At 53.8% G+C, this 12410-nt stretch carries 10 protein-coding genes; 4 read left to right on the top strand and 6 right to left on the bottom strand.

What is annotated here, in order from left to right; genetic code table 11:
- The first annotated feature begins 57 nt into the window (after positions 1 to 57).
- Positions 58 to 1326: a metallophosphoesterase family protein gene (locus HMPREF0577_RS07535; protein ID WP_004013212.1), complete on the top strand. Its 1269-nt coding sequence runs from the start codon at positions 58 to 60 to the stop codon at positions 1324 to 1326.
- Positions 1323 to 4517 carry an AAA family ATPase gene (locus HMPREF0577_RS07540; protein WP_004013213.1) on the top strand — a complete coding sequence of 1065 codons (3195 nt, stop codon included), beginning with the start codon at positions 1323 to 1325 and terminating at the stop codon, positions 4515 to 4517. The genes HMPREF0577_RS07535 and HMPREF0577_RS07540 overlap by 4 nt, the downstream gene beginning before the upstream one ends.
- On the opposite strand, the gene HMPREF0577_RS07545 is transcribed toward HMPREF0577_RS07540, so the two are convergent.
- Genes HMPREF0577_RS07545 through HMPREF0577_RS07555 form a run of 3 tightly spaced genes read right to left on the bottom strand, consistent with a single transcriptional unit; the run spans position 4501 to position 7000 of the window.
- Positions 4501 to 4953 (bottom strand): hypothetical protein, encoded by a 453-nt coding sequence (locus HMPREF0577_RS07545; RefSeq protein WP_004013214.1) that lies wholly within the window; start codon positions 4951 to 4953, stop codon positions 4501 to 4503. The two genes, HMPREF0577_RS07540 and HMPREF0577_RS07545, sit on opposite strands and share 17 nt — an antisense overlap.
- Positions 4954 to 4964: 11 nt before the next feature.
- Positions 4965 to 6371: a CpaE/TadZ family protein gene (locus HMPREF0577_RS07550; protein ID WP_004013215.1), complete on the bottom strand. Its 1407-nt coding sequence runs from the start codon at positions 6369 to 6371 to the stop codon at positions 4965 to 4967.
- Positions 6368 to 7000 carry a hypothetical protein gene (locus HMPREF0577_RS07555; protein ID WP_004013216.1) on the bottom strand — a complete coding sequence of 211 codons (633 nt, stop codon included), beginning with the start codon at positions 6998 to 7000 and terminating at the stop codon, positions 6368 to 6370. Before HMPREF0577_RS07555 ends, HMPREF0577_RS07550 begins: the two co-directional genes overlap by 4 nt.
- 88 nt (positions 7001 to 7088) lie before the next feature.
- Between HMPREF0577_RS07555 and HMPREF0577_RS07560 the strand changes: the two genes are divergently transcribed.
- Positions 7089 to 7310: a helix-turn-helix domain-containing protein gene (locus tag HMPREF0577_RS07560; protein WP_036342688.1), complete on the top strand. Its 222-nt coding sequence runs from the start codon at positions 7089 to 7091 to the stop codon at positions 7308 to 7310.
- Positions 7311 to 7332: 22 nt separating this feature from the next.
- Here the strand turns inward: HMPREF0577_RS07560 and HMPREF0577_RS07565 are convergent, their stop codons facing one another.
- Positions 7333 to 7842: a hypothetical protein gene (locus HMPREF0577_RS07565; protein WP_004013218.1), complete on the bottom strand. Its 510-nt coding sequence runs from the start codon at positions 7840 to 7842 to the stop codon at positions 7333 to 7335.
- A 159-nt stretch (positions 7843 to 8001) separates the two neighbouring features.
- Between HMPREF0577_RS07565 and HMPREF0577_RS07570 the strand changes: the two genes are divergently transcribed.
- Complete coding sequence (locus HMPREF0577_RS07570) at positions 8002 to 8616, top strand: Rv3235 family protein (protein WP_004013219.1); 615 nt, start codon at positions 8002 to 8004, stop codon at positions 8614 to 8616.
- A 43-nt stretch (positions 8617 to 8659) separates the two neighbouring features.
- Here the strand turns inward: HMPREF0577_RS07570 and secA are convergent, their stop codons facing one another.
- Both secA and hpf read right to left on the bottom strand, forming a co-directional pair.
- On the bottom strand, positions 8660 to 11479 hold the full coding sequence (gene secA, locus HMPREF0577_RS07575) for a preprotein translocase subunit SecA (RefSeq protein ID WP_004013220.1): 2820 nt from the start codon (positions 11477 to 11479) through the stop codon (positions 8660 to 8662).
- A gap of 228 nt (positions 11480 to 11707) precedes the next feature.
- Complete coding sequence (gene hpf / locus HMPREF0577_RS07580) at positions 11708 to 12337, bottom strand: ribosome hibernation-promoting factor, HPF/YfiA family (protein WP_004013221.1); 630 nt, start codon at positions 12335 to 12337, stop codon at positions 11708 to 11710.
- Positions 12338 to 12410: the final 73 nt, after the last annotated feature.

Consider the following 12410-nt stretch of genomic DNA (forward strand, 5'->3'; position numbering starts at 1 on the left):
ATACCGGAGCGCAGCGAAGAATATTTTTCCTTTGGAAGCACCCTTTATGCTGGAAGCATGAAAATTCTACACACCTCTGATTGGCACTTGGGTCGCGAATTTTACGGTTATGACCTGCGCGAGTACCAGGAACAATTTTTGGCGCAAATGCTAGGGTTACTCCGCGAGTTCCAGCCCGATGCGCTGGTGATTGCCGGGGACGTGCTGGATAAAAAGAACCCGGCGGATGTGGATGTGCTTATGTTGTCGGAATTCATCTGTGCTGCGAACGAATACTGCCATGTGGTAATAATTTCAGGTAACCACGATGGGGCATCTCGTCTGGGATTCCTCTCCGATGTTTTGCATCGCGTGGGGGTACACATTGTGAGTCGCGGCTCACAGGTGGGGATTCCAATCGAAATTCCTAATCGCGAGGGGAACTTGGCGGGACGGCTGTACCCGATTCCTTACCTTTACCCCCACCAGGAACGCGAGGAGCTCTCGACCTGGACTGATACCGAGGGTAATCCCCATCCGGATGCGTGGCTGGAACAAAACGCTGCACACAGTGAATCCGAGGCTCCGCAACAACGTCTTTTGCCTGGGAAAACCGGGATAATCAACGCCGCAGCTTTAAGGCGTATCGGTAATGACATCTTGGCACGGGGACGCACCGTGCCCCTAATCGGCATAGCACACGACAATTTCACCAAGAATTTCACGCCCCCTGAGGACGAAGTGGGCAAATACACTGTGGGGTCGCTGCCGAATGTGGATAACACGGTTCTCGCTACCTTAGGGGGGGTGGTATCAGGTAATCAAGGGCTGGATTACTTCGCTTTGGGACACATTCACAAGTGCTACCCAGTGATAAAAAGCTCGGGCTTCGAAGCCTGGTATTCGGGTTCTCCTCTGCCATATGCCACGGATGACACGAATGACAAGTACGTGCTCGCAGTCGAGATTAACCCGGCTCACGAGGTAACGGTCGAAAAAATCCCCTTGAGCATGCCCTATCAGGTATGCGAGTTTAACGATAGTTTCGAGAATCTGTTGAATCTAGGAAACCCTAAATACGCCGGGCTTCACGACGCGTTTTGTCAGATTACCCTTACGGAAAACTACACGCCCGAAAATGCCTTGCAACGCATTAAAAGCATCTTTCCACGTATGACTCGCCTGCAGACCTCCTCGAAGACTGGAGGAACTGCGAAATGGGTAACCGAGGCGGTTTCCCCCTTGGAATTCACCAAGACATTTTTGAAAAACGCCCAGTGCTCCGAGGAAGCCATCTTGCTAGTGGAAACAATCTACGAAGAATTAGTGAAAGGCGGCAGCAAATGAGATTTCATCGGCTAACCATGGAAGGAGTGGGTTCCTTTGCCCACCGGGAAGTCGTCGACTTTGATGCCCTGGGTTCTCAAGGCCTGTTCTTGATTCACGGGGATACCGGGGCGGGGAAATCCACGATTTTGGACGCCCTGTTTTGTGCCCTGTACGGCAGTGTCCCCGGGGGCTCAGAAAACAACGAACGCCGCATGGTGTCTTGGTATCTGCCGCCCAAGACCAAACCTCGACTGACTTTGGATTTTTCCGTGGGTAACAAGTTCTATCGGCTAACCCGCACCCTGTGGAGTTACAACGAGCTGGGGGAAAAACTGTCGAACTATCACGCGGCGACACTAGAGGTATCCGTAAAACCGGATTTCTGTGAAATCGACGAAACTATCTCCGGGGTCAATGCGGTCGCCGACCGGGTAGTGCGGGTTCTTGGTCTAGAATCCAAGCATTTCGAGCAAACCGTGATGCTCCCACAGGGCAAAGCCCAAGAATTTTTGACCGCTAACGGTACCGAACGCTATGGGGTGCTAAAAAGTCTATTTAAATCAGAGATTTATTCCGATCTGGAAGAGGCCGCCAAGGCTCGGCAAAAGCAAGGTGCAGACGAGTCCAAGCAGTATAACGCCGCCCAGTTGGAACGCCTAAGCACGTTGGTTTCTGGGCTGGTGAATAATCCGGTACTCGAAGGTTGCGGTATTGACCTCGATTCCATCCAAGAAGCTCTTCACCCGAAACAGGATGGGAAGAAAGGCTGGCAGCCTCGGGTTTTCGACACCCTTTACTCCCAGGTGAAACCGCAATTAGATCAGGTGAAAGAATTTATAGCGAATCAAAGTCAACACACACGACAGCAACTGGAGGAAGCTCAAAAACTTGCCGATAAAGCGGCCGATGATTTTTCTGGGGCTAAAGCAACCTTCCAAAAGATTCAGGCCGCGCACGCCCTGCAAGACCAACTCCAGGTTTTAGAGGCTCGCACGGAAGAAATCGCAAATCTGCGCGAGGAAAACGCCCAGGCCGCCCGCGCAGCCACAGTGATTACGGCCGCTGATAACCTCCAGTCCCCCCAGCTTCAAGCCTCCCAGAAAGTGGCTGAACTGTCTTCACTGGTGCAACAAATTTTGTCAAAAGACCCGGTTTTAAGCAATGTACAAGCGCAAGGGCTGGTTTTAGTCGCAGATACTAAAGCCTGGTTATCGGCCGATTCCACCATGGATTTCCAGCGTAGTGACTCCTGGAAATCTTGGTTTAAACGGGCACGAGAACTGGTACAAAGCCAAGGAAATCGACTCCAGACAGTAGCCGGAGAACTGACCCAATGTCACCAGCAGGCTGAGATAAACCAAGGTTACTCTGTCCAGCTAGGAGAATTGACCCAGGAGCAAGCAAAGCTTTTGTCGCAACAAGATAACCTGCGCAAAGCCCAGGATGCCGCGCGGGCAAAGCTGGAACAAGCCCAGCAGCTGGCCGCTGCCCGCGTCGGCTTAGCGGAACAGAAACAAGAATCCGATAAGGCTTTGGAACAGGCTCGCGATTTAGAACGGTTGCAAAAGAAGACCCAGAAGCTCTCGCAGTTAGTAGCCACGAACAAACAAGCGGTGAAATCCCAAGCCCGCCTCGTCAAACAGGCCTTGGATGCGTGGATTGCCGCTGACGCTCCCCGGTTAGCCGAGACCTTGGTGCTAGGTGAGCCCTGCCCGGTTTGCGGTTCGTGCGCACACCCCCACCCAGCCACGTCCCGGGGCACAGTGGCGGACTACGCCGAGTTTGAATCCGGCAGTGCCCGGTTAGAAGAGTTACAGGCAAAACTCCAAGAATCTGAAAAACAGCTGAGTACCCTCAACGGTGAAATCCAAAATCTGGAAAAAATTCTTGCGGGTCAAAGCCGCCAGGATTTGGAAAAAACCAATCGGGATTTGAATACTAGGCTCCAAGCAGCCACGCAGGCACAGCAGGACTTGGAAAAAACCCAGATTGAAGTCCAGTCCCTGGAAAAACAGCTCCAAGATGTCTTAGCTACCACCTTGGAGCTGGAAAAGTCTTTGGCAGCCACTCGCGCGAATCTGGAAACCGGAGAGGTCGCGCTGCGTCAACTGCAAGCTGCCATCAAAGCTGATTTGGGAGAGAAACCTGGCGAAGTCTCCGTCGAGGACTACGCCGCAAAGCTGCTGCGCCACAACCAACAATCTGTCCAGACCTTAGAGCATATAGATGCCATCTATCAAGAGTGGCTTACTGCCCGGGAACGCTGGCTGACCAGGCAGGAACAACTGCAACAGGCTCTAAGGGAAAACGGGTACGACACCGTTACAGCAGCTCGCGACGATTTTAAACCGGAAAAAATCTTGGAGTCCGACTGTGCCACGGTTTCCCAGTGGGAAACCGACATGACTAGCACTAAAAGTAAGCTAGAGGTGTTACGTGATCTGTTGAATAAAAAAATCCCGGATATGCACGTCTTAGAGCAGGCTCAACTTGCAGCCAAACAGAAGCTCTCCGATTTGCAGTCTTTGGAAAAAGACCTAGCCTTAGTGTCTCGGAAATTCGAAGAAAGCCTCGCCGGCATCGCTGCCAAGGAAGCCGCCTGGGTCGAGTCCTCAAAGCAGATAGCCACTCTAAACGAGCTGGTCGCAGCTCTTAGCGGCAATAATCCTAAAGGGCCGAGTCTGAGTTCCGCCTACCTGTCGACCCGGTTAAAGCAAGTTATCGAGATCGCTAATGACACGGTCAAGGATATTTCTAATGGGTATCTCGAGATGTCTTTTACCTCGCACAGCCTAGATGACCGGTCACGTAGCAAGGAGGGCTTGGGAATCAATATTTATAATGCCGCCGAGGATTCCACTACTTCTCCGCTGTCATTATCGGGTGGCGAGAAATTCTATTGCTCGCTAGCCATCGCCCTGGCGCTGTCTGCGGTGGTACAGGCTGAACGTGGGGGTGTTGAACTGGATAATATTTTTATTGACGAAGGCTTTGGTTCCCTTGACGACACCACCCGTGATATTGTTATCAGCACCCTGAAGCGACTCTACCAGGATTCAAAGCGCAGCGTGGGGATTATTTCACATGTCAACGAGTTGAAAGTGGATATTCCGCTGCAGCTCGAGGTGAAAAATTATCGCAGCGGCTCGGGAGGCAACCGGGATGCCGTTAAGAAAGGATCCTATTTGCAGGTTATCGGTTTGGAGTAATTCCCAGGAATTCTCGCACCAACTCTAGTTCACTAACGTCGAACCACAGCAAGCTGGGAAGCTCCACTCCCGCAGAGGTCAGGCCATCAGCTTCACTTTCGCTAGCGTTGCCTCCCGGAGAATCACTTTCCGTAACAGCCTCGCTGACATGAAATGACACGACTTCCGCAAGTGGCACGGGACGAGACAGTGAGTACTCCCCGGGTTCCCCGGGTCGGCTTTGCAATTCGGCGGCAGTTTCCGCCGCCGCCTGGTATAGAGCCGTGTCCTCGGCGATTTCCTGGTCTTCCCCGTGTAGGCCGCCCAGCCCAGGGAAGTTATTAGCTTTAAGGAATTCCTCGTCCACCACCGTGGCACAAGCCCCGCTAAACTCTAGGTTTTCGAGTTCATGGGGATTAAGCGCCAGATAGACTCGATGTAGTTTTCCTTCTTTCACCGTGCTCTCCTTTATTTGTCGGGGGGCAGCGGCTTTTCTACTGCCGGTTTGCCCGTCACGGGTTTTTTCGCCTCGGCGTCACCCGAATGTCGGCCACGCTTGGAAAGGCTTTTTCTTTGCCGCCCCGAATTTATGCCCGCCTTTCGACGCGGGCGCATTCCCAACAGCTGTAGCACCGAATTTGTTAGCTTGAGGAAATCCGTCAGCACCTTGGCCTCGGGGTTTGCCGTGACGATATCACAGCCAGCCACCAGGGCTCGGTCAAAGTCTTCACTCGCATCACGAATACATACCCCGGGGATTTCTGGCAAAAACTGAGCCAGAGCCTGGGAAATAGATTTATCCCAGTGCGAACCCGCCACGCCAACACGAGCGCGATTGACCACCACCAGGGCAGGACAGTGCCACAGGTCCCCCGCCACGGCCTGGTCGTGGTTCACTACCAGGCGACGCAAACCCACCGGATCAGCCAAACCTACCTCAAGCACCAGATCGGCAACGGATAAAACCGCTGTCTGTGCCGCAAAACGTGATGCCCCCATCCCGGCTAAAGGATCTGCGGTGTCTTCGAATCCGGGCGCCAAGTCAACCAGAATCCACGCGTATTTCTCGCGAGCCCATTCCACCACCGCCGCCAAGGGTTTATCGCCAATTTCGCGCCATCGATTTCCTTTGTTCAGCCCCGACAAAAGGTCTACCTGTGACCCCACATTCGTGACTACCTCTGCAAAGTTGCGCTGATTAAGGTGTCCAAGTTGTGCCAAACGACAGGCTTGCACCAAACCGGAAGCCTCGAGGGAAATCCCCAACATTTGTACCAGACAAGAATCTACCGTGTCGGCATCTATCAGCAAAACTTCGCCGTAGCCACGCAGGAATGACGCTAAGTTCACCACCATCGAGGATTTTCCGGTAGAACCGGGAGGTCCCCACACCGCTACGACTTTGCCGGATTTTTGGGCAACGGTAGCGGCGTCAGGCGTGTCGTTCTGGGGGCTCGCTGGCGGATGGGAGGGTGCCTGCGGACTGGGTGGTGGGGGCGGCATCATGAGTTGCATTACCAGGGCGAGGATTCTGTCGGTATCGCTGTCGGTAATTTCGGGCAGGCGCGGATCGGTTTTAGCCAGTACCGAGATTCCACCCCAATGCGTCAGCAATTCTAGGTCATCCACCGGAGCCAAGGCCACAACTGTCGTCTGAGCCTGGGTCAAATCCTGGCGTGCCGCCGCATCTAAATCAATGATTTCGGTGTCAATGATGGCTATATCTACCAGTTGCGCGGCGGAGGCCGCCAAAATCTCGGTAATATCCCTACAGCGGCGCACTATTTTCAACGGTAGCTTCCGCTGCTCGATTTCACGGATTATTTCAGCCTCTAAATCCGGATCCAAGCAAGTGGCTATCCCGGTTTCACTCATGATGCCACCGGAATAGCCACGAGGGATCGCTGCAAGCCGACGGCGGCGAGCAAGTCCTCTAAGTCTTTGTTTTCCACCAGGATTTCAATCGAAATATCCTCGGTAACCCGCATCGCCACCCCGGGTTTTTTCTCGGATACAAACACGACCCGAGGAGCAATATTGTGCGCCTCCCGAGGCAAAGTTTCTACGTCGGTATCGCTGTCCGTCCCGTTGGGGAGCTGCCAGATTTCCAGGTAGTCACCTTTAGAAACCCCACTGGGCAGCGGGGAGGCCAACTTCAGCACGATTTTCTTGACATTTCCAGACCCGCTGGACACGCAGCCTCGTGACAATAATTCCCCGGCACCGATGGTTTGAGTGGCGCGAATTTGTCCCAGTTTAGCGGCCGGGAAATAATGCCTGGTCGCCACCCCCGGATTAGCTTCTATCGCCACCAGCATATCTTTGGTTATGGATTGACCCGCCAAGATAGTGTCCTTGGCCGCCCAGTATCGATCCATATGACCCGCGACCCGAATAGCTACAAAAGTCAGCATCATAGCCAGAGCTATCAGGATGATTCCGATATATACCCGGGGGCTGTGCCACCACCCTTGGGTTTTCCCACTGCCAATCGGCACTAGCATCACCTCCTATTATTTTCTCCCTTAGAATATCATCCCCAACTGAATACTTTTTGTTGCGTCTTGGTTCTTTTTGATGTACCATGATGTCATGGACTTCAATTTTTACACGATTGCTGATGTAGCCGACATGCTCAAGGTTTCCCCCGGAGCGGTGCGTAACCTCATCAACAACCAAGAGTTGCGTGCCATCCAGATTGGGGGGCGGGGATTGTGGCGAATTGAACAATCGGCACTGGAGGAATACGTCCAAAAACAATATGCCCAAAGCGCGGAGCGCCTCGAGTCGGGACAGGTTTTGCTCGCCGACTAGGTTTTTCCCCTATAGCTCTTCGCTAGCGCGGACAAGACACATAGAGCAAGGCCTCAAAAGGCAAGGTAACCTGCCTGCCGTGGTCGATGATGTCCACAAAATCTTGCCCCACGCGTTGAATGTAGCCCTGTAGGGAACTATTGTGGGTTACGAACTGAATCTCTAAGCGACTGGCTGCGAAGTCGCGCAGAATTTTCGCGGCGGTGAGTCTTTCTTCTACCTTGGTTGGCCACTCTGGAGTGGCATCCAAACCCGAGATGGCACCTAATGAACGGTACCACACCAGCAACTGCGCGCGCTGCAGCTCCAGGATCAGCCACGTTCCCGCCGCGCGCAATACTTGACCCCGCAAAGATTCTCCGTTCATGAGTCGCAACTCGAGCTCCGTGCCCACACTCCCTAAGAGGCGGCCGGCCAGGGTAACTTCGGTCGCCTCAGCGGTGGCCATATCAGCAACTTCCACTTGGCGTTGCACCTGGAGCTGGGCATCAAATTGTGAAGAAATATCGCTAATTAGAGGGTTTTCTCTCATGTTTCCAGTCTAGAACATCCCACCCCCTCAGGGCATAAATCAATCAAACAACACCAAACAACATCGCTTGACAACTAACCTGATGTATGATTGTATTATAGTCATAACAAACCTAAGCCCTCTAAACCAGTGGCTAAACCTAATGAAAGAAGGCGCAACATGACATCCACCACCCTCACCTATCAAACAAAGCCTGTTACGAACCGGGTTGCTCCCGAAGAGAGCTTCCGGTATTTGACTTGCCGCACACCCCCACGTGGGGGCACCTCGCTGTGCCAGCAGACCTCACGGCTCCGGCGCACTCGTCAAAACGCGGGCTCAACTCGCCCCGCTGATACCCGCCCCGGGCCTAGGCGCGGGAAAACCTCTCCGGATTTAGTGGCCAAATCCCCCTTTGATGACCCCAAGTTGCCAGACCCACGACGCTGGGCAGCTCAGATTGCGCGCTGTTCCCTAGAGGCCATCGAAGGTGAACGACCACTGACACAGTTAAATCCGTGGGTTACGCCCCTGCAATATCGGCTCCTAGAAAAGCAGCGCCAACGCAACCAGGGTTCACGCAGCCCGAAACATGGCTCGAAGCTTTCACAAAACCTGGGTACCCCACCGCAAGTACGTCCCGTCCGGGTACTTTCTGCTCGGTGTCGTGCCACCTTAGACGGAGCCCAAGAGGCCACCGTGGTGCTTCACGACGGGAAACGGGGGCGCGCCAGCTCGATGCGCTTGGAAAACCAGGGCAACCGCTGGCTGGTGACGGCGCTAAAAATCGGTTGAGTGCCAACCGCAACGATTGGCACTCAAGCTCAGCTGAAAAAATTCACCGCCGTTTCTTGGAAGCTCTACGCTGAGCCCGGTTTCCAGTCACAGCCGGTTCCAGGGAATCATCCCCGGAATACGTCACCTGTTCGCTCATAGCGGCACGCCCGGTATCCCCCATGACGCTGCGATTGGCACTAATCGACTTGGCTCCCGCCCGACGCCCTTTCGGCTTCGAACTCTTGCGGGAGTGACCGGCCTCATCACGAGGTTCTGATGCCGCGTTCTCATCCGCAACGGCCGACTCAGTTTCGCCGCCTTCCACCAGCTGTGCCTGTTCAAAAGCCTCCATAAAGGCCTTAACATAACCGAACACATTTTGGACGGTTTCTTCCTTTACCCGCTCCATCATGGACTTAAACATCAGGTAGCCCTCGGTTTTGTACTCTACCAGGGGATTTCGCTGCCCCATGGCACGTAAACCGATGCCTTCTTTCAAGTAATCCATCTCGTAGAGGTGTTCGCGCCACAGGCGATCCACCACGGAAAGCAACACCCGGCGTTCCATCTCGCGCATGGGGTCTTTACCCAACTGGGTTACGGCAATCTGGTTTTCCGCCAACGATTTTTCAGCCAATTCGTATTGCAGTTTCGCGTCATCAACCAACTGTTCGGAGATAAATTCGCTGGTCAAGGCACTCCGTCCCCCCACGGCATTCTCTATATCCGCCACCGTTAGGGAAACCGGGTAAATGTTTTTCAACCCCGCCCACAGAGTTTTCAAATCCCATTCACTGGATTCTTGAGCCGTGGTAGCCCCCTCTACCGCCGTGGACACGGTGTGCTCAATAAAGGATTCAATCGTGGGTTCCAAGTTTTTGCCATGCAACACCTGGGAACGTTCCCCGTAAATCGTCTCGCGTTGCTCGGTCATCACGTCGTCATATTTCAAGACATTTTTGCGAATCTCGGCGTTACGACCCTCCACCTGAGCCTGGGCGGATTTAATCGCCGAGGACACCATCTTAAACTCCAAGGGAATATCATCAGGCATCCCCGACTGCATAAACCGCGCCGCCGCCCCGGTGTTGAACAGGCGCATCAAATCGTCTTCCATCGACAGATAGAAACGCGACTTCCCAGGGTCACCTTGACGCCCGGAACGACCGCGCAACTGGTTGTCGATACGCCGCGACTCGTGGCGTTCCGTGCCCAACACATACAACCCGCCGAGCTCCACAACCTCGTCGTGTTCCTTCTTTACCGCCGCCTTGGCTTTCTCTAAGGCTTCTGGCCAGGCGGCTTCATAAGCCTCGGAATCTTCTTCGGGATCCAAACCTTGGTCTTTCAAAGCCTGCACCGCCAGAAACTCGGCGTTGCCCCCAAGCATAATATCGGTACCACGACCAGCCATATTCGTGGCCACCGTAACTTGGCTTTTACGCCCCGCCATCGCTACCACCGCTGCTTCGCGTTCATGCTGCTTCGCGTTCAAAACCTGGTGAGGAATATGGCGGGCATTGAGTAACCTCGACAAATATTCGGATTTTTCCACGGAGGTCGTACCCACCAAAACCGGTTGCCCCCGGTGATAGTTCTCTTCGATGTCATCTACCACCGCCGCGAACTTGGCTTCGGCCGACTTGTAGACCACATCTTGTTTGTCTTCACGAATCATGGGTTTGTGGGTCGGAATCGGCACCACCCCCATCTTGTAAGTCTCTTGGAATTCGGCGGCCTCCGTCTCGGCGGTACCGGTCATACCGGCTCGCGAGCCTTGGGGGTAAAGCCGCACATAGTTCTGCAGGGTAATCGTAGCCAAGGTCTGGTTCTCGGCCTTAATCTCTACCCCTTCTTTGGCCTCAATGGCCTGGTGCATCCCCTCGTTATAGCGCCGACCCGGCAACACACGCCCGGTGTGTTCATCCACAATCAAGACTTCACCCTCGGGGGAAACAATGTAGTCCTTGTCCAGTTTGAACAATTCCTTGGCTTTAATCGCATTGTTCAAAAACCCAATCAGCGGGGTGTTAGCTACCTCGTAAAGATTGTCAATTCCCAGGTAATCCTCTACCTTGTCGATACCGGGCTCCAGAACACCAATCGTGCGTTTCTTTTCATCAACCTCGTAGTCCTCGCCGCGATTCAAGGTCAACACCACCTTCGCGAAATCCTGGTACCAGTGGTTGACATCGCCCTGGGCGGGACCAGAAATAATCAAGGGAGTACGAGCCTCGTCAATCAGAATCGAGTCAACCTCGTCGACGATGATGTAGTTGTGACCACGCTGCACCAAGTCCTCAACCCGCTGCGCCATATTGTCACGCAGATAGTCGAAACCGAACTCGTTATTTGTCCCATAGGTAATATCGCAGTTGTACTGCTTGCGCCGCTCCGCCGGATCCATCTGAGCCAAGATAATACCCGTGGTCAAACCGAGATAGCGGTACACCCGCCCCATCAGCTCGCCTTGATAGGAAGCCAGATAGTCGTTGACCGTCACGACATGCACGCCTTTACCACTCAAGGCTCGCAGATAACACGGCAAGGTGGCCACCAAGGTTTTGCCTTCACCAGTTTTCATTTCAGCGATATTGCCCCAGTGCAACGCCGCCCCACCCATGATTTGCTCCCGGAAATGGCGCAAACCCAAAATCCGGTCAGAAGCCTCGCGTACCGTAGCGAAAGCCTCTACCAGCAGGCTGTCCAGGGACTCCCCATCCTCAAGGCGCTTCTTGAAATCCGCAGTTTTCGCTTTCAACTCCTTTTCGGATAGCGCCTTGTATTCATCTTCCAGTCGATCCACTGCGTCGGCGATTTTCACCAGTTTCTTAAGGACTTTACCTTCACCTAAACGCAAGAACTTATCGATAACGGACACGTTTTCCCTTTCCTTTGGGGCTCGTTTGGGACTCTGTGGTGGCGACGCGACAAAGAGCTAAAACATCGCAGCCTCCCCCATTTTAGGGGAAAGTTCCATATTTAGCTAAAGCAAATCGGCAAAATGGCACCTCATGAAACCGAAAACCCAACGTCGCCCCCAGGGAAACCTAGCCTCGGGGCTCAAAGAGAACCCCGAGGCTACGCTACTGAAACCAATAAATAAAACCTATCCTTGGTTGATAGTGCAATTCGCGTTGAGCCGAATCACACCATAAGTCCAGCCTTGACGGTGGTAAACCACGGCGGGTTGCATGGTTTCCGAATCGATAAACAGATAGAAGGGATGCCCCACCAGCTCCATCTCGTCCAAAGCCTCCTCCACACTCACCGGCGTGGTTTCATGCAATTTTTCACGCACAATCACGGGAGAATCCCCCAGTTGATCCTCGCGTACCTCGCCGGGCTTTAACGGGGCGCGAACCGGGGCGGGCTTGGCTTGCGGCTCGGGCATCGCCACATCCAAATCGACATCCGGGGGAATATCGTAGCGACGGTGATTCTTGATGCGGTCGCGGGCACGACGCAGCCTTTCATAGAGTTTACCCGCCGCAATATCAACAGCCGCATAGCGATCCGAAGACGAAGCCTCGGCGCGCACCACCGGACCTTTGCCATGAACTGTAATTTCGATACGCTCCGCAGTATCGACCTGTCGAGGATTGCGCTCGTGGGTCAATTCCACGTCCACACGTTGCGTACGCGGCGCTAACTGTTCCACCTTGGCGATTTTTTCCTCTACATACTCGCGAAAATTCGGGTGGATTTCGGCGTTTCGGGCTTTTAGTGTGATTTCCATTGTTGGCCTCCTTAAGAGTTTGAGTTGGGACCCAGCACCAGCTGCTGGGACGGATGGTTCGCGTCTCACCTCC

Origin of the sequence: Mobiluncus mulieris ATCC 35243, from assembly GCF_000160615.1 — a bacterium.
GTDB classification, from domain to species: Bacteria; Actinomycetota; Actinomycetes; order Actinomycetales; family Actinomycetaceae; genus Mobiluncus; species Mobiluncus mulieris.

What these genes read in the sequence shown, in the direction of transcription:
- HMPREF0577_RS07560 (WP_036342688.1), top strand. Translation starts at nt 7,089, where the DNA reads ATGGACTTCAATTTTTACACGATTGCTGATGTAGCCGACATGCTCAAG.
- HMPREF0577_RS07535 (WP_004013212.1), top strand. Translation starts at nt 58, where the DNA reads ATGAAAATTCTACACACCTCTGATTGGCACTTGGGTCGCGAATTTTAC.
- HMPREF0577_RS07540 (WP_004013213.1), top strand. Translation starts at nt 1,323, where the DNA reads ATGAGATTTCATCGGCTAACCATGGAAGGAGTGGGTTCCTTTGCCCAC.
- HMPREF0577_RS07565 (WP_004013218.1), bottom strand. Translation starts at nt 7,842, where the DNA reads ATGAGAGAAAACCCTCTAATTAGCGATATTTCTTCACAATTTGATGCC.
- HMPREF0577_RS07570 (WP_004013219.1), top strand. Translation starts at nt 8,002, where the DNA reads ATGACATCCACCACCCTCACCTATCAAACAAAGCCTGTTACGAACCGG.
- HMPREF0577_RS07555 (WP_004013216.1), bottom strand. Translation starts at nt 7,000, where the DNA reads ATGCTAGTGCCGATTGGCAGTGGGAAAACCCAAGGGTGGTGGCACAGC.
- HMPREF0577_RS07550 (WP_004013215.1), bottom strand. Translation starts at nt 6,371, where the DNA reads ATGAGTGAAACCGGGATAGCCACTTGCTTGGATCCGGATTTAGAGGCT.
- hpf (WP_004013221.1), bottom strand. Translation starts at nt 12,337, where the DNA reads ATGGAAATCACACTAAAAGCCCGAAACGCCGAAATCCACCCGAATTTT.